The organism is Yoonia sediminilitoris, from assembly GCF_003058085.1.
Lineage (GTDB): Bacteria > Pseudomonadota > Alphaproteobacteria > Rhodobacterales > Rhodobacteraceae > Yoonia > Yoonia sediminilitoris.
Window position 1 is genome coordinate 62,126 of sequence record NZ_QBUD01000016.1, and the last position, 21,032, is coordinate 83,157.

Consider the following 21,032-nt stretch of genomic DNA (forward strand, 5'->3'; position numbering starts at 1 on the left):
GGTTTTATGCGGACCCTTCGTTGTCCGGCCGCGGTGGCAATTTGCCAGCCATCCGCATGAAAAGGCTGACCCTGGGAGTGGTGGCCGTTTCAGATCGTGAGCGTGTACGCAATACGGGTGTGTTCTCGGACGCGCCGCTGCGGCTTTCGCGCAGTACGATGTAAAGCCCGCTGGCGATGATCACCGCTGCACCGATGTATGTCGTCGTTTCAACCGTTTCCCCAAATAGCAACAAGCTAAAGCCTGTCGCCCAAATGATCTGGCTGTATTGCATGGGTGCGATGATGGCTGCTTCGCCCACCTGATAAGCCTGAATGACAAGGCGACTGGCGACCCAAGCAAAGACCGCAACAACCCCCAGCATGGCCAGATGCTCAATCGGCATTGGTTTATAGACGAACGGCAAAGCAGCAGCCATGACGACAAAGTTCGTCATGATCGGATAGAGCAGCATCACGACGGGCCGTTCATCTTCTCCTATCTTGCGCACAACGATCGACGCGACAGAGCCGCCAATCGCCGAAAAAATCGCGGCAAGGTGGCCAATTGAAAGGGACGTCTGGTTTGGACGCAAGACAATCAGCACCCCGATTAATCCCACAATAACCGCCAGCCAACGCCGCAATCGCACCTTTTCGCCCAGAATCGGAATCGCAAGGACCGTAATCAGCAGGGGTGCAGCAAAGAGGATCGCGTAAGTTTCAGCCAGGGGCAGAACCGAAAAGGCGTAGAACGCGCTGACACCGGTAACGACCGCTGCCACCGTCCGCAGGGCCAGCCACCAAGGGTGAACGGGCATCAATGTTCCCGGCTTCGCGTCGCGCATCAACATGACCATCGCCAGTGGAAAGCTGAACAGAACGCTGAAAAATACGATCTGGATAGGTGAATAGATCCCCCCAAGGATCTTGATGAACACATCGTGCGTCGCGAAAACCCCAAAGGCGATTAGCGCAAATATGGCACCCCGGGCGTTTGACGACATATGCTTTACCGTTCCTTCTGGCGATGTAGTTCCATCGCCTGTCTGACAGTGGCGATCAACAGCGTCAACGCAAAGAGGCGGCCCACAGGACCGCCTTTTTCTCAAAAATCAGAAACTGCCAGTTTATGCAGCAGTGCCGCGACGTCGGGCAAGGGCAAGGCCGAAAAGACCGCTCAATAGCAGCAAACCACCTGCTGGCAGCGGTACCGCCGCCAGTTCAACTTCTAATCCGCCGATACGGAAATTATCATATCCACTGTCTGCGCCGAAGCTGATTGACCGCCCAATTGCGGAAAAACCTGTAAGATCATAGGGGTTGTTTTCCCCGATCAACACTTCTTCGCGCAGCAACACGCCATCAACAAACACATCAAACTGGTCCTGCGCATAGCCAAAGCTTTCAACACCGGTAAAGAAAACTCGGGTGAAATCGACGACTCGATCGAACGTGAAAGTGATCAGATCATTGCCAAAGTCACCGTCAATATCACTACCGTCAAAAAAGCCGGCAATGCCCAATCCATCAGAAGTGATTGCAACGGCACGGTAGCCAAGCAATTCGCCGACACTATTGTCATACCATTGGCAGCCACCATCGGCGCAATCCGTATCGGCAATCTGGTCATTGTCCAAACCCATGTAGGAATCATAGCGACCTGCCGTTACCTCAACCGTCAGCCCGTCGCTTTCAACAGCCAGACCGCTGGAATAGGTTGTTTGACCCGAATTTAGTGTTGTGAAGTCATAGCTATATGTGGCGGCAGATGCAGGCGCTGCAATCATCAGCAAAGCGGCAAAAGCCGCAATGCGGGAAATGGCGTAATTCATTATTTATTCTAAACCTTATACTCTTAAATTCTGTGGTCTGCGAAACACTTGATCATCATAACCCATTTCCGCAGCCCTTGCCAGTTTTTTTAGCGCAAACGTAGCCTGAAAATGTGAAGCATTCCAACCTTGTTCGCGTCAGAGGCTTGCGTCAAGCGCCGACAGTATCACGTCGCCCATCTGTGTTGTGCTTAGTGGTGTGCCGCCTTCTGGCCCCATGAGGTCGGCTGTGCGGGCCCCATCTGCAAGCACTTTCTCGATAGCGGCCTCCAGCCGATCCGCCTCTGCCCCTTCGTCAAAGGAATAGCGCAGCGCCATTGCAAAGGACAGAATGCAGGCAATCGGGTTCGCCTTGCCTTGCCCCGTGATATCGGGTGCTGAACCGTGCACGGGTTCATACATCGCCTTGGGGCGGCCATTGGCCATAGGCAAGCCCAGCGACGCAGATGGCAACATGCCAAGGCTGCCTGTCAGCATCGCCGCACAGTCAGACAGGATATCGCCAAACAGGTTATCCGTCAGGATCACGTCAAACTGTTTTGGCGCACGCACTAGCTGCATGGCCCCGTTGTCGGCATACATATGGGACAATTCCACATCTGCATAGTCGGCCTGGTGCACTTCCGTCACCACATCGCGCCACAAAATACCGCTTTCCATGACGTTGGCTTTTTCCATCGAACAGACCTTGTTCGACCGCTTGCGCGCCAGGTCAAACGCGGCGCGCGCCGCGCGCTCGATCTCGGCTTCGGTGTAGCGCTGGGTGTTGATGCCGACACGCATGTTGTCTTCCAGATGAATGCCGCGCGGCTCTCCAAAGTAGACACCCGAGGTCAATTCACGCACGATCATAATGTCCAGACCAGCAACTATATCACGCTTGAGCGACGAAAAGTCGGCCAGCGCGTCGAAACACTGTGCGGGGCGCAGATTCGCAAACAGGTCCATTTCCTTGCGAAGACGCAGCAGGCCGCGCTCTGGCTTTACGCTGAAATCAAGATTGTCATACTTCGGTCCGCCCACAGCGCCAAGCAGCACTGCGTCAACCTCTTGCGCTTTTGCCATTGTGTCGTCGTGCAGCGGCACACCATGTGCGTCATAGGCTGCCCCGCCGACAAGATCCTCGGACACATCAAACGCGAGGTTCCGCTTGTCCCCGAACCAGCTGATGACGCGCTTCACCTCGTCCATAACTTCAGGGCCGATGCCGTCACCGGGGAGGATCAAGAGGGATGGGTTTGCCATTGCGCGCGTCCTTGGTTGCAGAGTTTTGCAAGGCCCTACCCCGACCAGAGACGAGGTTCAAGATACCAGCGGCCTTAACCCGTCTGCCAGCAAGTCCCAGACCCGCCTGATCCGCGGCGTTTGTCTCATCGCTTCATGTGCGGTCAGCCAAACTGGCAGGACGGGAAGGTCGATACCCACTGTGATTTCCTCAATCAGCGGATCACTGCGCCCGATGCCCTTTTGTGCAAAGCCGATGCCACAGCCCGCGCGCACCATCTCCCAATAGGCGATATTGTCATCAACCCGCACCTTGAAGAAATCGCGGCTTACCTTGATCCCCATTTGCGCGAAACCGTCGATAATATCGGGATTCGCATCGTAGCCTACAAAGGCATGGCGTGACAGGTCGGCAATAGTCCGGGGGGTGCCATGTGCGGCCAGATAGGCCTTTGCGGCAAAAACGCCCAAGGGTATGTCCCCCAGATGTTGCGTCACCAGATCAAGCTGGGTCGGGCGATACATCCGCACCGCGATATCGGCCTCGCGGTAAAGCAGATTGCGGCTGTCGTCACTTGGCACTAGTTCGATTGCAATCTCAGGCTCGAGCTTGCGAATACGGGCGATAATCGGCGGCAAATGCATGATTGAGGTGGCCATGCTCGCCGTGATCCGCACCGTGCCTTCCAGTCGGGCCTGCTGGCCAGCGGCTGTCAGCGCAATCTGCTGCATAGCCGCGCGCATTTTCCTCGCCGGAACCACAAGGTCAGCGCCCGTCTGGGTCAGGGCCAGCCCGCGTGCCTGCCGATGAAACAGCTCTGCCCCCAACTGCGCCTCCAATGTTTTTATCTGACGTCCAAGCGTTGGTTGGCTGCTGCCCAGATCACGCGCGGCTGCAGACAGGCTGCCCTTTTCGGCAACCGTCAAAAAGGCCTGCACCAGAGACCAATCAAGCGAAGTAAGCGGCTTGTCCATTCATAAATGAATACATGATCTACATTTTCAGACAATTTATTTCATCAAGTGAATGGCTCATTTAATGCACATCAACAAACAGGAGCCATCCCATGACAGAAACAGTCCTCATCCTTGGTGCAACTGGCAAGATCGGGACCCACGCATCCGCGGCCTTTTCAAACGCCGGCTGGACCGTGCGAAAATATGACCGCAGCACCGACATGACGCAGGTCGCAATCGGGGTCGATGTGATCGTCAACGGTCTTAACCCGCCGCATTATCACAATTGGGCAGAAACCATTCCCGCCATCACTTCACAGGTGATTTCAGCGGCCAAGGCGAGTGGCGCAACGGTGATCATCCCCGGAAACATTTATAACTTTGGCAATCAGCCCGGCTTGCTGGATGAAACAACACCGCAGATCCCGCAGACCCGCAAGGGTAAGATCCGAGTCGAAATGGAGCAATCCTACCGCAATGCCGGCGTTCGGACGATCCTGTTACGCGCCGGCAATTTCATTGACCCGGACGGCAACGGCGATGTCATGAGCATGCTGATGATGCGGGCAATCAAAAAGGGAAAGCTGACGGCGCCCGGTGATCCTGACAGCATGCAGGCCTATGCCTATGTGCCGGATTGGGCGCGTGCCGCAGTGCTGCTGGCGGAACAGCGCAACACGCTTGCGACCTTCGAAGATGTGCCATTTCCGGGCCACGCCTTCACCATCACCCAGTTGCGGGACAAGGTGGAGATGGCGCTGGGCCGCCCTGTTCGTCTGGCCCGTTTTCCTTGGTGGCTAATGACTGTGCTCAGCCCGTTTCTGGAAATCGCTCGTGAAATGGCCGAAATGCGCTATCTTTACGCGATGCCGCATCGGATCAGCGGTAAGAAATTCAGCCGCCTGCTGCCGGATTTTGAAGCGACCAACCAAGAGCAGGTCATGCTTTCCGGGCTACCGCGCGATATCTACCCAGACAAGGTGATGCGGCCCGGCGGCCATGCCGTCATTGCCCAGTAACCCCGCATCAGGCGCGGGCCAGTAAACCCCCGCGTCGACAACCTGCCAGTCGACAGATGGCAGGACATAGCTGACCCGCAAATTCCCCGGCCCTTCGTCGTCCCAATCGGCAGTGGGCTGGCCCGGAAGCGGGTCAACCAGCTGGGGGTCGGCCAGAAATCTGGCCATCGCGTCTGAAAGGCCGTCACCGCCCTCGGGGTCAAGATTGGCATTGCCAGCAATCACAAAGCTATCTGGCGGCTCCCCGTAGTTACCGTTCAAGTAAAGCTCCCACAGCCGCAACTCATCACGGTTGCGCAAACCGTTGCGGTCGGCGGGCCCGTCAAAGACCGGCGGCGTTGCCGAAAATGCCAGCAAGTCAAAGGCACCGTCCGGCAATCCGATCGTCACGACCCAGTGGCCCGTGGTCGACAGCCGCTGCGTCGCCAGCACTGCCGGGCTGTAGAAATCCGCCGGTAGCGTGGCACCCGGAACATCGCGCCACAGTAATGCAGACAGGTCGGTATTGGCCGCCAAGACAGGATAGCGCGACAAAACCGCCATGCCGCCGTCGCCCGCGAACCGCCCGTAGCCCTGCGCATCCCGCGCTTCACCAAGTCGGCCGTTCATATCCATATCAAGACCTGTTTGCAGGCCTGTGTTGGGCTGTGCCGCAAAATTGTATGGGAAAGCGTCGCCAAACATGGCGCCAAAACCCGCAAGCGCAGCCCCATCAAGATCATAGTCGAAATCCGTCAGCAGGAGCACATCCGGCGCGATATGTGCAATCACCTGCTGTACCGCCGCAATCTGCGCATCCTCGCCTTTGTGAATATCGCGCAGCAACAGCCCCGGTCCGTCCCTGCTAAGCGGGGCTGCAAAGGTCGCAATCCTGTAATCATCGGCGGCGACAAGCGCAGGCAACAAAGCGAACGCTAGACCGACTGCACCCCTTTGGCACCTGCATTGGCAGAGGCTTTCTTGCGCTGTAGGTGGATCATACGCGCCACGCGCGACAAGGCAACGCCACGCATCACAATACCCGCGGGAAGGAAAGCCCATGCTGTTACCGTCCAAATCAAAGTCTGCGGATCATCCAGCCTGATCGGTGCCCCCAAATAGGCCGCCAGCTTGATTGCCAACGGTACCAAGAAGGGTAGCAGAAACCCTAAGAAAATGTTAACGCGCCCATCACGATTGAGCCTTTTCACAACGTCACCCCCTGCCGTCGGGTCGAATGTTGGCAAATTGATCCAAACATTGAACCCTGCCCCGTGACGCGGCCATTCCTGCAAGCGCAGCAAAATCACGAACCAGACGATGGAAAGCAACGACAAAAGATAACTGAGCCCGGCCGCATCGCGCAGCATGGTCAGCGCGCGCGCACCCGTCCCGTCCGGCATCGTAAGGATCATCAGGCGACTGGGCGAAAACGGGAAATCAATGACCTGCCCAATCTGTGAACCGCTACTTTGAAAAAACGCAGTGACGGCCGATGGTGCCGCTTCGCCCCGGAAGATCACCGAAAGTGACAAAACGGTTGCAAACAGGGCGCAAAAGCGGACGCGGTTGAAAGGTGGCGCGTCACGAAATTCAACAAGGCTGGGGCTGTCAGAACTATATTCTACAAACGTAAACACGGCCGCGAGAAACGCAACAAGGGCCACAATTTGTAGTCCTTGCGCTGTCCAGCCCGGCAGCAAAACCGATGGCAGGATCGTGAGAAAGACGACCAAAACCGCGCGAACCAACGCCCCTGGTAAACGAAATTGCAAAGTGTCTTTACCCTCTCGCTATGGGTGCCCAAAGCACCCTTCCCTAGTCCATCAAAACTTACTGACACAGCCCGCAACGATACCTCGCCCGGCATGACACTTATCTGTAAAGAGTTTAAGTCGGGTCAACGAATTGTCCATCTTGCAAAAACACAATCATGAGAGACCGCAAGCTATCGCAAAAAAACGCAGCTGATCATTGGTCGAACAATAGACCGCGTCGCCTGCAAAAGCGCTATCATCGGTATAGGTGTCGACCAGCCACGCACTTTGCGCGCACCAACCACATTGGCTGGTCCGCGCAAGCTCTTGATTAGACCCACGGCCGCACAGCTTGTGCTTCAGCCTCGAAACTGTCGATTGACGCAGCCTTTTCCATGGTCAGCCCGATGTCATCCAAACCATTCAGCAGACAATGCTTCTTGAAGGCGTCCACTTCAAAATTGAACACATCGCCATCGGACGAGGTGATCGTCTGCGCTTCGAGATCAACCTCGATCCGCGCGTTGGACCCTTTTTCCGCGTCCTTCATCAACACATCAACCTGTTCCTGCGGCAGCGTGATCGGCAAAATGCCGTTCTTGAAACAGTTGTTGTAGAAAATATCGGCGTAGCTGGGGGCAATCACGCAGGTGATCCCGAAGTCGGCGATGGCCCAGGGCGCATGTTCGCGTGATGACCCGCAGCCAAAGTTGTCACCTGCGACCAGAATTTGCGCATCGCGATACTGCGGCTTGTTCAACACGAAATCAGGAATTTCGTTGCGATCATCGTCATAGCGCATCTCATCAAACAGGTTCACGCCAAGGCCCGAACGCTTGATCGTCTTGAGGAACTGCTTTGGGATGATCATGTCGGTGTCGATGTTGACCAAAGGCATGGGGGCGGCAATGCCGCTCAATTTTGTGAACTTTTGCATTACATCATCTCCCGCACGTCGGTCAGTTTGCCAGTGATTGCGGCGGCCGCGGCCATCGCTGGTGACATCAGGTGGGTGCGTCCGCCCCGGCCTTGCCGTCCTTCGAAATTGCGGTTTGATGTGGCCGCGCACCGTTCGCCGGGTGCCAGTTGGTCCGGGTTCATTGCCAGACACATCGAACAGCCCGCGAGCCGCCATTCAAAACCGGCCTCTTTAAAGATATCGGCCAGCCCTTCTTCCTCGGCCTGCGCGCGTACAAGGCCGGAGCCGGGCACAACCATCGCCCGCAGACCGTCTTTCTTTTTCTTGCCTTTCAGAATCTCCGCAGCGGCGCGCAGATCCTCTATCCGGCCGTTGGTGCAGGACCCGATAAACACGGTGTCGATCTCAATTTCTGACAGCGGCGTGCCGGGCTTGAGGTCCATATAGTCCAGCGAGCGTTGGGCCGCACCGACTTTGCCGCCTTCAAAATCATCGGCTGCGGGGACGGCCGCCGTGATTGGCAGCACATCCTCGGGCGATGTGCCCCATGTGACAACCGGCGCGATATCTTCACCCTTGAGCGTGATTACCTTGTCGAAATGCGCGTCATCGTCGGAATAGAGCGTTTTCCACCAAGCCAACGCCGCTTCCCATGCGGCACCTTTTGGCGCATGGGGTCGGCCCATGCAGTATTCAAAGGTCTTTTCATCAGGCGCGATCAGGCCCGCGCGCGCGCCGCCTTCGATGGCCATGTTACAGACGGTCATGCGGCCCTCCATCGACAGATCGCGGATCGCTTCGCCGCAATACTCGATCACATAGCCGGTGCCGCCTGCGGTGCCTGTCGCCCCGATCACGGACAAGGTGATGTCCTTGGCCGTGACACCGGGGCGCAGTTTCCCGGTGATTTCGACCTTCATGTTCTTTGACTTCTTCTGGATCAGCGTTTGCGTGGCCAGCACATGTTCGACCTCTGACGTGCCGATACCGTGGGCCAGCGCGCCAAAGGCCCCGTGGGTGGCCGTGTGGCTGTCGCCGCAAACGACTGTCATGCCGGGCAAGGTCCAGCCTTGTTCGGGGCCGACAATATGCACGATGCCCTGACGGACATCAGACACAGGATAGTAGTGAATACCAAAGTCCTTGGCATTCTTGTCGAGTGCAGCCACCTGGATGCGGCTGTCTTCGGTCATATTGTCCGCGTTTTCGCGGCCCAGCGTCGTGGGGACGTTGTGGTCAGGCACAGCAATTGTCTGTTCGGGTTTGCGTACCTTGCGGCCCGCCATACGCAAGCCTTCAAAGGCTTGCGGGCTGGTCACTTCGTGGACCAGATGGCGGTCGATATACAGCAGGCAGGTGCCATCATCGGCTTCATGGGCGACGTGCGCGTCCCAGATTTTATCATAGAGCGTTTTGGGGGACATGGTGGTCCTCTCCCTTATTTTCATTTTGGATATCAGGTAACTTCAGGCGTGCGGAAACGGGGCGCAGTCAGCCCCGCGCAAGGATCGTGCAGGTCGCGCCAAAAAACCGCCAAGGCAGGCGCGCGCGATCATCCATGTCAAAAACCATCGTCATGAGCGTTCAGATACACATGGGCAGTGAGTCTCGCAAGGGGTGCAAAGATCATCGGCTCCGGTGCAGCCAACAAAGGTTGCATCCTATGCCGCAGGGGGCGGGGGCACCCGTGGCGCCAGCAGGTACTCTTCCACATCGATAACCGTTTGTTCCGGATCGAAGTAGTCTGCGTTTTCGGTAAAGGCCACACGGACGTTATCAGCGTTCAACTGATCCAGGGTCGCGCCGCGCAGGAATGCGCCTGCTTCCTCGCTACCCGGTATATCGGGGCCAACAAGTTGCGCTTTGACAAACACGCCCCTGACCTCCCGGTCGCCCTCTGTTCTGGTCTGTTCTTCTGCAAAAACCTCAACCTCTGGCGCAGGACCAGCACCGGGGTCGCCATCAACGGTTAATGTCAGAACGTCTTCAAACGGGTTAAATTCCGTGATCGTGGCGCGGGTCAGAATCGTGTCGTCTTCGGCATTGGCCAGAACAAAGAATTCAGTGGGCCCATCTTCGTCTTCCAGGGTCCCCTGACCTGTCACCAGAACCAGCTTGTCGTCGCCCTCGCCTCCAACGGCAAGGCCGCCGCGACCCCAGATGTAAACCTTGTCATTGCCGTCCAGGCCGCGTGCTATATCGCCGCGAGCATCATCCAACACCAAGTCGCCGCCGTCGCCCCTGATTGCTGCGGCCCCGCCAAGCACCACATCATCGTCGTCACCACCGCGCAAGATGTCAAAACCCAGACCGCCGTCAATCCGGTCATTGCCTGCACCGCCTTGGATCGTATCGTTTCCAGCGTCACCAAAAAGCTGGTCGTCACCGTCAAAGCCGGTAATTACGTCGCGATCATCACCACCGCGCACAATATCATTGCCAAATCCACCAGCCAGCGTGTCAATCCCGGCACCGCCATTGATGGTATCGTCACCCTTCAGACCCTTAATCGCATCATTGCCGTCGGTCCCGTCAATGACATTGTCCTGAAAATCGCCGATAATGATGTTGTCACCCGGATTACCGAATGCGTCTTCCTCCTCGACCTCCCTTTGTTCGGGTGCTTCCGGCTCTGTTTGGTCATCATCACCACCAAAAATCGGGACCGCAATGGCAAGCCCCAAGCCAAGAAGAAGTAATAAAGTCAGGTCCATAACACGGCGTCCACGCATGAGGCATTAATTTTATGTAAACCTATTTGCTTTCGTGGAACAAGGCCCGGCGATTCAACATGGTTAAGTAAATCAAAGCCATACCCGGCGGCAGTGGTATTTCTGGCATTACCGCCAACCACCTGCTCACTGTCAGCTTGCTTGCCACGTTCGCCCCGTGCAACAGTTTAAGAAAACAGAACCTGCCCGGAGAGACCACGCATGTCGCGCCACGTCACATCGACAGACCCGGACACCCCGACGGATCTGCCACCGCCCGACGTCCAGTTGGAGCAGGCAATTGACATTGGTACCAGTCTTTTTGATCAGGTCGAAGCGTTTACCTTGGGCTTGATGCGGACCTGGAACCTCTACCAGATCGCCATTGTGATTGGCTTGGCGGTACTCGCCCATGTCCTGCGCGCCGTTTTTGGCCCGCGTATTCGGGCGTGGATGGCCGCTCGGCATGACTGGCCCAAGTGGCGGATGCGGATTCTTGTCGTCATCCACCAGCGTTTGCGCGCGATTTTCTTTGTGGCACTCATCTGGGCCGCGATCTGGATCATGCGCGAGGTGACATGGAACAGTCGCAGCTACTTACTGAGCGTCATTGGCACACTTGCCTTTGCGTGGCTCAGTATCGTGTTCCTCACCCGGCTCATCAAAAGCCCGTTTCTGCGCAAGGTGGTTCGCTACGGGGCATGGACCTATGCCACGCTTTATGTCTTTGGCTGGGTAGAAGATATAGCGACCCTGCTGGACAGCGCAGGCTTTCAGATTGGTGAAATCCGTTTTTCCCTGCTGCTGCTCGTGCAGGCGCTGGTGATCTGGGGGGTGACGCTGACGATCGCCCGCTTCTTGACCAGCACCACGACCAGCAGCATCCGGCGCAACGACGACATTAGCCCGTCGATGCAAGTGCTGATCATCAAGGGTGTGCAGATCGCCTTTTTCGGCGCGGCCTTCTATATCGGTGTGCGGTCACTGGGGATTGACCTGACCGGGCTTGCCGTCCTGTCAGGTGCCATTGGTGTAGGTCTGGGTTTCGGCCTGCAAAAGGTTGTGTCGAACCTTGTGTCTGGGGTCATCATCCTGCTGGACAAATCGATCAAGCCCGGCGACGTGATCAGCCTTGGCGAGACCTTCGGCTGGATCAACTCGCTGGGTGCGCGCTATGTGTCGGTTGTCACGCGCGACGGGCGGGAATATCTGATCCCGAACGAGGATTTGATCACAGGTCAGGTGGTCAACTGGTCCCATTCCAACGAATTCGTGCGCCTCGATATCTATTTCGGGACGTCATATGCGGACAATCCGCATGATGTACGCCGCATCGCGATCGCTGCGGCCCAAAGCGTTGAACGCGTGCTGACGGACCGAAACACCGTCTGTCATATCGTGGGCTTCGGGGACAGTTCTGTTGATTACATCCTGCGGTTCTGGATCAGGGACCCGACCGGCGGGCTGACAAACATACGCGGCAACGTGTTTCTGGCGCTTTGGGACGCATTTGCCGAAAACAACATCTCAATCCCGTTCCCGCAGCGCGAGGTCAAATTGCTTGGGCAAGCTGACGGCGACACGAAAGAGGCCGGCTTTGCAAAGGCCGCCGACTGAAGTGAAGGGTAGACTTCAGGCTGAGCTATCCCGCCAGCATCAGGGCACTGACATAAGCTACGATTTGCAGTCTGTTGATCTTCGACGGGAAGGAGATCAGAGATGTCGAAACGCAAACGACCCGCGCCCGGGTTCAAGGCGCGGGTCGCGCTGGAGGCTCTGAAGGGTCAGGAAACCGCAGCTAGGCTGGCGCGCCGGTTCGGGGTGCATCTGACGGTGATCCATCATTGAACGCGTACATTGCTCGAAGGCGCTTTCGGTGTGATCGCGCGCGGCGCCCGAAAAAGCCCGGGATCGTCAAGGAGCGGGTAAATGAACGCCATGCCAAGATCGGGGAAAAGGCAGTGGCCAACTGTTTTCTGGAGCGAAAGCTGAATCCCCGTGGCGGGAAGCGGGGCGCGGCATGATCGCGCCGGACCGGTGTGCAGATTTCGATGGAAAGAAAGGGTCGCTTCCTCGACAACATCTTTATCGCGCGGCTTTGGCGAACCCTGAAAGACGAGTGCCTACAGGATGGCAGCCTTCTTATCGCGGCGTTTGGTGACGAAACTTTCGAGAACCTCACCTTCATGATCAACAGCCCGCCAAAGATAGTGTTGCTCACCATTAATTTTCACGAACATCTCATCCAGATGCCAGCGCCACTTGCTGGATTTAAGCCCTTCGATACGGCGCTTCTTGATCTCTGATGCAAAAATCGGTCCAAAGCGGTGCCACCAATATCGGACCGCTTCGTGGCTGATATCGATCTCTCGTTCGTGCAGCAGATCTTCCACGTCTCGGAGCGAAAGTGGGAAACGAACACACAGCATCAACGCCATACGGATGATTTCAGGTGACGTTCTGAAGTAGCAACGGGAGAGCGTTTTGTTATCAAAAGAGGCTATTAAGCTGTCTTGTCCGCCTCAAGCTGGTCTTGTCTTACCATGCCCCCGAAGGTGCTGAAGTCAAATACCTGTCTCGGACTTGCGCTGCACTTTCCTAGCCATTCCCGGACGCCGGCCTTCAATACTGTAAAGTACCGATGGACCTATTCCTTTCAATCGTACGCGCCCCTGACGTTCATAGACGAACTCGTTGCCGATCCGGTCTATGACACTTTGGCTCACGCTGATCTTGCCAGGCTTGCCTGCTTCCTCAATGCGGGACGCCATATTTACCGTCATGCCCCACAAATCATACACGAAGCGCAGATCTCCGACGACTCCAGCCACTAGCGGACCACTATGAATTCCAATACGTACTTGCAGTTTGCGACCAATGCTTTGCCCCATCTGACCCGTCTCAAAGAGTATTTCGACCGCCGCGTCCAAAGCCACAGCGCAATGGTCGGGGATGTCAGACGTAACACCCGAGACATACATATAGCTGTCACCCACAGTCTTGATTTTCTCAAGGTCGTATTCCTGTATCACCCCGTCGAAGCGCCTGAACAGATCGCGCAGCAGGCCCAGCGACTCTTCGGGCGGGACGGAGGCGGTGTATTCGGTGAAATCGACGATATCAACGAACACCACCGTGGCGTCGGTTACCTGGTCAACAATTTGGTCCGCGCCTCCATTCATACGTTCGGCAATTCGTTTGGGCAGGATATTTTCGAGAAGAGCGCTCTTCTGTTCGATCGCCTCGGAAAGATCGTTCTTCTGCTCCCTTACAAGTTCGAAAGACCGCTCCAGTTCAAACAGGACAGAATTGTAAAACAGACCGATCTGGCCCACTTCGGTAAAAGGCGACTGTGGCGCACGGATCGACAGGTCACGGTCGCGCGCTTGCCGCTGCATCACTTCGAATAATTCGTTGAGGTCGGTGTTGGCGCCATGCTCGCCGACGTTCAGACCGATGGATTCTACGTGTTGGGTGACGCGCAACGGCATCACTCGGTCGATCAATAAGAACGCCGCAAAAGGCAGCACGACTGCTAGAAAGATCAGCGCAGCAATTCCCGTGACCTGCATGCCAAATTGTGACCAGAACGAAGTCTCAAGTTCATTCACACCAAAGAATGCAACCGCCATGACACCCCACAGACCTCCCATGAAGTGTACTGGCACAGCACCCACAACGTCATCGATATGCAAACGTTCCAGCGCACGGTCGCCGAGAAGCGCGATAAGGCCGCCGATGCTACCGATCGCCACCGCCTCACGCACCGACACAAGATCGCAGCTCGCTGTTATCGCAACGAGCCCTGCAAGCCCGCCGTTCATAGCGTGAAAGACGCTCGCCTTCTTTTCTAACATCCAGCTGACCGCTAGGCCGGTCAGCACGCCGCTCGCACCGCTGACGACAGTATTTAGCAAGATGCCCGGGACGGCATTCGTCAGTCGAAGTTCGCTGCCACCGTTGAAGCCAAACCAGCCAAACCAGATCAGGATCACGCCCAGCATTGTGAGCGGCAGGTTCGAACCATTGAACCGCCGTGCCTGGCCCGATTCCAAGAAGCGCCCTTCGCGGGGGCCTAGCACAAGGATCGCGGCAAGCGCGATCCCGCCACCCACCGCATGAACCACACTGGAACCGGCAAAGTCGTAGTAGCCCAGCTTTCCGAGCCATCCCGCCGGGCTACCATCCGGGCCGGTGGACCACGCCCAGTGACCGAAGAGTGGATATACCAAAGCGACGGTAATAGCCGTGATAATAAGATATGCGTGAAATGCGCAGCGTTCGGCGACCGCACCGGACAGGATCGTGGCTGCTGTGCCGCAGAAGACCAACTGGAACAGAAATAATGTGTAAGCTTCTGCATCTCCAAGGCCGTCAAAGGCAAATCCGGAGGTTCCAATAAACCCGCCGAAGCTTTCACCGTACATCAAGCCATATCCAAGCAGCCAGAACAGCATCACCGAAAGCGAGAAATCCGAAATGTTTTTGATGGCAACGCTAATGTTGTTCTTGGTCCGAGTGATCCCGGCCTCGACGCACATGAAGCCCGCCTGCATCATGAAAACAAGCGCGGTACACATCAGAACCCAGACGAGATCAATCTGGCTCATGCAAAGCCCGCCACTCTGGGTTGTTAAAGGTGCTGATGAAGTTTGCCGTCGTCATAAAAAGCTTTGACTATTCTCTCACGCAATTTCAAACGACGGTATACGATGCAAGTCTATAATCACAAATGAAAAAAACGGGTTTCCGCAAGTTTCTGACGGAGCTTCCCGAAGTCTCGTGCATATGCCAAGCCGGTAGCTGCCAATCACCGTCAAAATTGCGCCCAATGGAGTGCGCCAAAAGCGCTCGTCCAATAAATGCATTCTTGCATTGATGAGACCGGAGCGTTTAGGTGCATCTGTGATTTACCGATGATGGCTCTGCCTGCCGACAAGCAACACCGTGGCGCGGAACGTCTGCAAGCTGGGAAAAACTCCAGTGATCGGCCGGAAGGTAAATGAGTTGAGGTTAAGGGGCGTCTCACCGAAATGGAAAGTATATTTCAATCTGTGAGCCTAAGTTCGTTTCTCATTATTGGCGCAGTTGGCACTTATGTGATTGGGTTTCTGTGTCGGGACCAGCTGTATTTGCGATTGCTAATCGTCATGGGAAGTTTCTTCTACACGACGTATTATTGGATCGTACCGACAGAGCCGCTTTGGGATGCGATGATCGGCGCTATCTTGGTTGGCACGGCAAGCCTGCAAGGTGCTATCCAGATCATCTGGAGCAGGACGATGATCTCTACTCCACAGGACACCCGGCAGGTTCTGGACCTACTCGGAGATATCGAACCCGGCCTATTCCGTCGCCTGATGCGAATGGGCGATCGATACACAGTCACGGAGACGACTGAGCTAACAACCGAGGGCGCAAAGCCGGATAGCCTTTGGCTGTTGTTGGACGGCTGGGTCGAACTGAGACGGCATGGGCAGGCACCGATTAAAATTTATGGTCCCTGCTTCGTGGGCGAGATCGCATGGCTCACGGGCGGCAATGCCTCCGCAAGCGTAGAGGTCAAACCAGGTGCCGACCTGGTGCGCTGGCAGCATGGATCTTTGCGTCGTGGTTTGCGCCGGAATCATCGGCTGGAGCTTGCGCTCGAAGCCCTTATCGCACAGGATCTTGCTCGCAAACTATCTTATAGCACCCCGATAACTTCTCAGACGGAAATCATGTAACTGGGCCTTGATCCGGGACTAGGTCCAATTGATTTTTGACGGGCTGCGCGACTAACGGCTCCAAAAACTCAGCGGTGAGCGGTTCTGACGTAGAGCGCGGGATTCAATCCGCAACCGCAAACCCGGAAGTATGAGCGTCATTGAGACCGTGGTCGAACGGATTGTCCGCGATCTTGTTTTCTGTCGAAGCAAGACGTTCGAAAATCAAAAAAGTGACTTAGCAAGGGACCTTACGCTGGTTAGGACAAACTGCGTCATATGCCATATTTCTATAGGCGGCCCAGCGTTGTGGATAGCTCTGGAAAAACAAGGTGTTGGTCGTGGTGGGTATTGATTTAAAATCACTTGTGTTGTTTGCTCTTCTAGTCTGAGGCGCAGGGCGAGGAGCCGGATTGAGTTATGCAACCGTTCGCGATCTCCGTACTGTGGGGCGCGATTTACTTTCGGACTTGTTCGCCGGTGGCATTGTAGCTGCGTCAAATCTGGCGCTCGCAGCAAGTTTTGCCGCAGCCATATTTCAAGGCACCCTAGAGCCAGGGATCGCGACTGCAGTCTGGGCAATTCTCTTGAGCATGATCATCATCGGGCCCTTTGTCGGTTGGCACACGACGCTGCGTCCGATTGCAGCCGGCGGGCCCGACACTGCTGTCGTCGCCGTCATGAGCTTACTGGCCGGTAAAATGGCCAGCACTCTATTCGAAATGGGGTTGCCAACCGAGATCGTAGTGTCTCACATCATGCTATCCATCTCACTCGTGGCGGTGATCTATGCTCTGATCTTGTTTGTCATCGGGTATTTGGGATGGGCAAGAGCATTGCGATTTGTGCCATTCCCCCTAATCGGCGGATTCTTAGCCGCGACAGGTCTTTTGTTACTAAAGGGCAGCCCCGAAATTGTGCTCGGTTCAAGCATTACGTTTGATACTTTTGGCCCCTCAATGGGCGCTGGCCAAAGTCATCAACTGTGGTTCATGCTGGGCTATTCGGCGTTTCTGTTGATTTCGCACCATATGATCAGGTCGCCTCTAGTCATGCCGCTCTCGTTCTTCGCTGCGGTCGCCGCGATATACTTGATGGGTTTGACCGGAATGATTGACGGCACGGACTGGTTCGTGGCGTCTATGCGTATGACCCCTTGGGAGCCTATCGCGGCGATAAACAGCGGCCAAATCTACTGGGGCAGCATACTCGGAGCGTATTCGGAAATTACTGCCTGTGTCCTCGTTGGTATCTTGTCACTGGTCGTGCGGATCTCAACGATCGAGTCTATGCGCGAGGCGTCTGCGGATATCGATCAAGAGTTTCGAACCTACGGTAGTGCGAACCTGATAGCAGCCCCATTTGGCGCGACCTCGGGCGGTATTCTCTTCAGTACCTCCAAGCTAATACAAGTGGCAGGATACAGATCGCGGTTCTGTTATATTGTTACTGTCGTACTCTTGGCGCCGATCGTGTTTTGGGGCGCTGACCTCTCGGCGCTGTTGCCGAAACCCGTGCTCGGCGGGCTATTGCTGTATCTCGGTTATACGATGTCTCTTGAGGCGGTCCGTGTCGTTTTTCGTCAATCAGGTTTGAACCTGATCGCAGCACTCGCAATCTTTATTTTATGCTTGAAGTTCGGATTTCTTGTAGGCGCCCTGTTCGGTCTCCTGGTTGCCTGCCTGATCTTTGCGATTGACTGCAGCCGCACCGGTGTGGTGCGCCACCATTTTACCCGTGCGGAGGTCTCCGGTGGTACGGAATGGCCCGCGCACCTGGAAAAAACGCTGAGGGAGCGCGGGAAAGCCGTTCACGTTTTTGAGCTTTCTGGCTACATCTTCTTTGGCTCATCAGAAAAATTGTTTGACGAAATTCGCGCTCAAGTACTGTCGCAAACAGATCCTAAGGTTGCGTTCATCCTGCTTGATCTCAGTCGCGTCAGTGGGTTCGACAGCACTGCAGTTAACACTCTTATCAAGCTGCAAAGTCTAGCGGTTCAGAATAACATTTGGGTGGTTTATTGTGGCTCTCCCAAAACCCTTGAAGCTGCAATCGCGAAAGCCGGTGTGCTGATCAGGAACAAAAACGCAGTTAAGTTCGGATCGCTTATAGATGGTGTTTTCTGGTGCGAACAACGCCTTCTTGAAGCAGATCCAATCGAAAAGAACAGCACGTCCGGGACGACTTTTACGGATTGGATATCTATAGAACTTGGGTCAGAGGTCAGTTCCAGCACCTTAAAACGATACTTTCAGGAAAAGCATTTTGCCTGTGGTGATCAGGTTTATACGCAAGGCACCCGCGCCGATACCATTGATTTCATTTGTACCGGGTCCGTGAGCATGAGCCTTAAGACGCAATCCGGACCGCAGGTGATCCGCCGCGCAACCCGCCGTACCGTCATCGGTGAAATGGGTTTCTTTCGACAAGCCAACCGCAGCGTTTCTATCTTTGCTGCAGAAAATCTCACGCTTTATTCCCTGTCGCTCGAAGCGATGGCCGAGATGGAAAAGAAAATGCCAGAATTGCATGCGCGGCTGCTGACATTCATAGTACGTGTGCTTTGTGACCGATTGGACATGGCCAACCATGAGATCTCGGCGCTGCGATAAGCCGGCACAGATGTATGAAAGTCCCCATGCCGACCTCGATTTCCAGCAAATAGACGGTTGCTGGCAGACTAATTCGAGCCAGTGTCTGGTCGGAAAGTAGAACTGCCCTTTATTCCGCGCAAAGCCCGCGCCATTCAGCTAGGGCGGCAGTGCGGTTGAGCTTGAAGTTTGGTCTTGAGTGAAGGCTACGTTCTGAATTGAAGAGGTTGTAGATTGACGCATGAACAAAGGCGAACTTCTGCAAACTTCGCATGTGTCTGAAGCGAAGCATGGCCCGTTCTCGTCGTCGAAATGGGAGATGTGAGTTCTCGGCTCGGTTGTTTTAACCAGCGTCCGCAAAACTGCCGGTTGGCATTGCCAATCACCTTCATTGCGGCACCATTCAAGATCAACATCGAAACCGGACAGTGGGCAGACTTCGCCACTGGCGATGCGGGCGGCGACCCCGTCAGCCTCTACGCCTATCTCAACGGGTTAAAGCAGGGCGATGCAGCCCGCGCACTTTGCGACCATTGGGGCTACACCATGCAAGATAACTTCAGCACTCTTTCGCGGAAAAAGTGGCTCTTGCACAATGGACGCGCCGGTCGCAGTTTGGGTGGAGAAAATTGCTCAATTAATGATTTGGAGCCTACTTTGACCACAACCTTGATTGTTCTGGCTCATCCCGAACCGCACTCTTTCAATGGGGCATGGGCTAGCGCGACGCAAAAGGCCTGCGAAGCCATGGGCGATACGGTTCTCATCTCAGATCTTGTCGCCATGAACTTCCAACCTGTCGAGCGCGCAAACAACTATCCTCATCTTCCCTCAAACCATCATTTCGATGCCCTCAAGGCTCAGGAAGAGGCCGCTGAACAAGACATGCTTCCTGACGACGTGGGAAGGGAGATAGTCAAGTTGCTTCGAGCTGACCGCGTCATCTTTCACTTCCCTATTTGGTGGTTTGCTCCGCCGGCCATTCTCAAAGGGTGGTTCGATCGTGTCTTGGCGCACGGCGCACTTCATACGGTTGAACGCCGTTTCGACAAGGGTCACTTTCTCGGCAGGAAAGCTCTTTTCTGCGTCACCACTGGATCGAATGAAGAAGAGAGCGCTTTCAATGGTAGGGAGGGTGACATTCATATGTTGCTCTGGCCAACAGCTTACACGCTTAGGTATCTTGGGTTCTCGGTTGCCGTTCCGGAAATAGTCCATGGCGTTCATGGCTACCACCATGGCGCACGAAAAGAAGCCCTTGAAGAGCGGCTCGTGCGCGCCTTGAAGGCGCAAACCGAGCTCATCTCGGAGTTCGACCGCCGGCCCCTTATCCAGTTCAATGCTGATGAAGATTTCAACGCAAACGGTAGACTGAAATCAGATCGACCAAGTTATAGCCAATTCATTCGAAAAGCGTCCTAGGGCACTCCCTTTCAATAGTCACTTTGGGCTCACAGGGGAAGTTCACGGTGCTCTGCACCAAGCTCCGCTACGCGGACAAAGCGCTCATTCAGTGCCTGAACCGGACGTTGATAGTCTGTCTGATCGTCACTCAATGGACCTGCCTTGCACCAGAAAAATAGACCTTGCGCAGTTGAAGGTGGGTTTTCCAATTGCTCTTCTGATGGGCATTGCGGCATATGAACCCAACTTGAGCAAATGTCCGATGGCGCTCGAAACGGTCATCTGATGGATAAGGCCGAGCGGCCGCTCAGCGGAGCCAGGCAGTCGCTCGGACAGTCCTTTTACGCCCCGGCAGGCCAGACAAAGCTGGGTTGCAGACCATCGTAGACCGGTCGGCCGTCGGATGGTTTCGCATAGCCTTTGCTCTCGTCCCAGAACGCGTGATAGGTTGCTTTGGGAAAAGCGGCGTCGTCGTAACCCATAACATTTGGCACGGCGACGCGAATACGTTTCTCTTTGTCATCCAGCATGAGAGCCGCCCCGCATTCAGAGCAGGTGCAAAGCTCCAGTGGCCCGTCTGGATTGTCCTTGTTGAACGGTTGCCTCGTCATCTTCTCGGGATGGTCAGCGGTCAAATCACCCCAGTTGAAGAAAGCAACATGCGTGTGCTGCTGACCGGTCACGGATTTGCAGACATTGCAGTGGCACTCATGATTGTCAATCGGTTCGGCGGAAGCGGTCACATGAACGTGGTCGCATCCTCCCTCATAATGGCTTGTCATTTGATAATCCCTTTTTTGGCATCATTGTGTCCGACACTTCGGAATTTCAGTATAGCATACACCCATGCAAATCGCGAATTTCTCGTGGCGGTGTCGAATGCGGCAGTCGAGACGAAGGTCGAAAAATGTTCACCAGACCGGCCATTCGCTACGGCGGTGCTGAGCGTCTCA

17 protein-coding genes and 2 pseudogenes are annotated in these 21,032 nt (G+C 55.4%); 6 read left to right on the forward strand and 13 right to left on the reverse strand.

The annotated features are described in order from the left end of the window. Nucleotides 1-4: 4 nt before the first annotated feature. From C8N45_RS20265 to C8N45_RS20280, 4 genes are all read right to left on the reverse strand, one after another. The gene (locus C8N45_RS20265) at nucleotides 5-985 is read right to left on the reverse strand and encodes a DMT family transporter (protein ID WP_108388382.1); all 981 of its coding nucleotides are present in this window, start codon (nucleotides 983-985) and stop codon (nucleotides 5-7) included. 123 nt (nucleotides 986-1,108) lie between these two features. After that, on the reverse strand, nucleotides 1,109-1,813 hold the full coding sequence (locus C8N45_RS20270; protein WP_108388384.1) for a VPLPA-CTERM sorting domain-containing protein: 705 nt from the start codon (nucleotides 1,811-1,813) through the stop codon (nucleotides 1,109-1,111). A gap of 138 nt (nucleotides 1,814-1,951) precedes the next feature. Further along, nucleotides 1,952-3,058: a 3-isopropylmalate dehydrogenase gene (leuB, locus tag C8N45_RS20275; protein WP_108388386.1), complete on the reverse strand. Its 1,107-nt coding sequence runs from the start codon at nucleotides 3,056-3,058 to the stop codon at nucleotides 1,952-1,954. A gap of 57 nt (nucleotides 3,059-3,115) precedes the next feature. Beyond that, nucleotides 3,116-4,012, reverse strand: coding sequence for a LysR family transcriptional regulator (locus C8N45_RS20280; RefSeq protein ID WP_108388388.1), 897 nt, complete (start codon nucleotides 4,010-4,012; stop codon nucleotides 3,116-3,118). Nucleotides 4,013-4,104: 92 nt separating this feature from the next. Between C8N45_RS20280 and C8N45_RS20285 the strand changes: the two genes are divergently transcribed. After that, a complete protein-coding gene (locus C8N45_RS20285; protein WP_108388390.1) occupies nucleotides 4,105-5,013 on the forward strand; it encodes a Rossmann-fold NAD(P)-binding domain-containing protein in 909 nt (302 codons plus the stop codon). Here the strand turns inward: C8N45_RS20285 and C8N45_RS20290 are convergent. The 5 genes from C8N45_RS20290 to C8N45_RS20310 form a co-directional block, all read right to left on the reverse strand. Then, nucleotides 4,948-5,916 (reverse strand): endonuclease/exonuclease/phosphatase family protein, encoded by a 969-nt coding sequence (locus tag C8N45_RS20290; RefSeq protein WP_168769533.1) that lies wholly within the window; start codon nucleotides 5,914-5,916, stop codon nucleotides 4,948-4,950. The two genes, C8N45_RS20285 and C8N45_RS20290, sit on opposite strands and share 66 nt — an antisense overlap. An 11-nt stretch (nucleotides 5,917-5,927) precedes the next feature. Beyond that, a complete protein-coding gene (locus C8N45_RS20295; protein ID WP_168769537.1) occupies nucleotides 5,928-6,767 on the reverse strand; it encodes a hypothetical protein in 840 nt (279 codons plus the stop codon). Between the two features lie 313 nt (nucleotides 6,768-7,080). After that, on the reverse strand, nucleotides 7,081-7,686 hold the full coding sequence (gene leuD, locus C8N45_RS20300) for a 3-isopropylmalate dehydratase small subunit (protein WP_108388395.1): 606 nt from the start codon (nucleotides 7,684-7,686) through the stop codon (nucleotides 7,081-7,083). Then, nucleotides 7,686-9,092: a 3-isopropylmalate dehydratase large subunit gene (leuC, locus tag C8N45_RS20305; RefSeq protein WP_108388397.1), complete on the reverse strand. Its 1,407-nt coding sequence runs from the start codon at nucleotides 9,090-9,092 to the stop codon at nucleotides 7,686-7,688. Before leuC ends, leuD begins: the two co-directional genes overlap by 1 nt. 237 nt (nucleotides 9,093-9,329) lie before the next feature. Continuing rightward, complete coding sequence (locus tag C8N45_RS20310; RefSeq protein ID WP_168769538.1) at nucleotides 9,330-10,382, reverse strand: calcium-binding protein; 1,053 nt, start codon at nucleotides 10,380-10,382, stop codon at nucleotides 9,330-9,332. A 219-nt stretch (nucleotides 10,383-10,601) separates the two neighbouring features. On the opposite strand from C8N45_RS20310, the gene C8N45_RS20315 reads away from it, so the two are divergent. Further along, a complete protein-coding gene (locus C8N45_RS20315; RefSeq protein WP_108388401.1) occupies nucleotides 10,602-11,996 on the forward strand; it encodes a mechanosensitive ion channel family protein in 1,395 nt (464 codons plus the stop codon). A gap of 102 nt (nucleotides 11,997-12,098) precedes the next feature. Continuing rightward, on the forward strand, nucleotides 12,099-12,227 hold the full coding sequence (locus C8N45_RS23965) for a hypothetical protein (RefSeq protein ID WP_258793346.1): 129 nt from the start codon (nucleotides 12,099-12,101) through the stop codon (nucleotides 12,225-12,227). A gap of 281 nt (nucleotides 12,228-12,508) precedes the next feature. Here C8N45_RS23965 and C8N45_RS20325 read toward each other — a convergent pair. Then, nucleotides 12,509-12,817 (reverse strand): annotated as a pseudogene (locus C8N45_RS20325) (IS6 family transposase); the annotation flags it as partial. A 126-nt stretch (nucleotides 12,818-12,943) separates the two neighbouring features. After that, nucleotides 12,944-14,989 (reverse strand): ammonium transporter, encoded by a 2,046-nt coding sequence (amt, locus tag C8N45_RS20330; RefSeq protein WP_108388404.1) that lies wholly within the window; start codon nucleotides 14,987-14,989, stop codon nucleotides 12,944-12,946. Nucleotides 14,990-15,412: 423 nt separating this feature from the next. On the opposite strand from amt, the gene C8N45_RS20335 reads away from it, so the two are divergent. Beyond that, nucleotides 15,413-16,105: a cyclic nucleotide-binding domain-containing protein gene (locus tag C8N45_RS20335; protein ID WP_108388406.1), complete on the forward strand. Its 693-nt coding sequence runs from the start codon at nucleotides 15,413-15,415 to the stop codon at nucleotides 16,103-16,105. A 392-nt stretch (nucleotides 16,106-16,497) separates the two neighbouring features. Further along, on the forward strand, nucleotides 16,498-18,696 hold the full coding sequence (locus C8N45_RS20340) for a cyclic nucleotide-binding domain-containing protein (protein ID WP_108388408.1): 2,199 nt from the start codon (nucleotides 16,498-16,500) through the stop codon (nucleotides 18,694-18,696). A 109-nt stretch (nucleotides 18,697-18,805) separates the two neighbouring features. Here the strand turns inward: C8N45_RS20340 and C8N45_RS23815 are convergent. Next, nucleotides 18,806-19,076 (reverse strand): annotated as a pseudogene (locus C8N45_RS23815) (DDE-type integrase/transposase/recombinase); the annotation flags it as partial. Nucleotides 19,077-19,221: 145 nt separating this feature from the next. Between C8N45_RS23815 and C8N45_RS20350 the strand changes: the two are divergent. Next, nucleotides 19,222-20,097 (forward strand): NAD(P)H-dependent oxidoreductase, encoded by an 876-nt coding sequence (locus C8N45_RS20350; RefSeq protein ID WP_245882782.1) that lies wholly within the window; start codon nucleotides 19,222-19,224, stop codon nucleotides 20,095-20,097. Between the two features lie 323 nt (nucleotides 20,098-20,420). Here the strand turns inward: C8N45_RS20350 and C8N45_RS20355 are convergent, their stop codons facing one another. Beyond that, complete coding sequence (locus tag C8N45_RS20355; RefSeq protein ID WP_108388410.1) at nucleotides 20,421-20,861, reverse strand: GFA family protein; 441 nt, start codon at nucleotides 20,859-20,861, stop codon at nucleotides 20,421-20,423. Nucleotides 20,862-21,032: the final 171 nt, after the last annotated feature.

Coding starts and splice junctions, on each gene's coding strand:
- C8N45_RS20265 (WP_108388382.1), bottom strand. CDS start 985: ATGTCGTCAAACGCCCGGGGTGCCATATTTGCGCTAATCGCCTTTGGG.
- C8N45_RS20270 (WP_108388384.1), bottom strand. CDS start 1,813: ATGAATTACGCCATTTCCCGCATTGCGGCTTTTGCCGCTTTGCTGATG.
- leuB (WP_108388386.1), bottom strand. CDS start 3,058: ATGGCAAACCCATCCCTCTTGATCCTCCCCGGTGACGGCATCGGCCCT.
- C8N45_RS20280 (WP_108388388.1), bottom strand. CDS start 4,012: ATGGACAAGCCGCTTACTTCGCTTGATTGGTCTCTGGTGCAGGCCTTT.
- C8N45_RS20285 (WP_108388390.1), top strand. CDS start 4,105: ATGACAGAAACAGTCCTCATCCTTGGTGCAACTGGCAAGATCGGGACC.
- leuD (WP_108388395.1), bottom strand. CDS start 7,686: ATGCAAAAGTTCACAAAATTGAGCGGCATTGCCGCCCCCATGCCTTTG.
- leuC (WP_108388397.1), bottom strand. CDS start 9,092: ATGTCCCCCAAAACGCTCTATGATAAAATCTGGGACGCGCACGTCGCC.
- C8N45_RS20310 (WP_168769538.1), bottom strand. CDS start 10,382: ATGGACCTGACTTTATTACTTCTTCTTGGCTTGGGGCTTGCCATTGCG.
- C8N45_RS20315 (WP_108388401.1), top strand. CDS start 10,602: ATGTCGCGCCACGTCACATCGACAGACCCGGACACCCCGACGGATCTG.
- C8N45_RS23965 (WP_258793346.1), top strand. CDS start 12,099: ATGTCGAAACGCAAACGACCCGCGCCCGGGTTCAAGGCGCGGGTCGCG.
- amt (WP_108388404.1), bottom strand. CDS start 14,989: ATGAGCCAGATTGATCTCGTCTGGGTTCTGATGTGTACCGCGCTTGTT.
- C8N45_RS20335 (WP_108388406.1), top strand. CDS start 15,413: ATGGAAAGTATATTTCAATCTGTGAGCCTAAGTTCGTTTCTCATTATT.
- C8N45_RS20350 (WP_245882782.1), top strand. CDS start 19,222: ATGCAAGATAACTTCAGCACTCTTTCGCGGAAAAAGTGGCTCTTGCAC.
- C8N45_RS20355 (WP_108388410.1), bottom strand. CDS start 20,861: ATGACAAGCCATTATGAGGGAGGATGCGACCACGTTCATGTGACCGCT.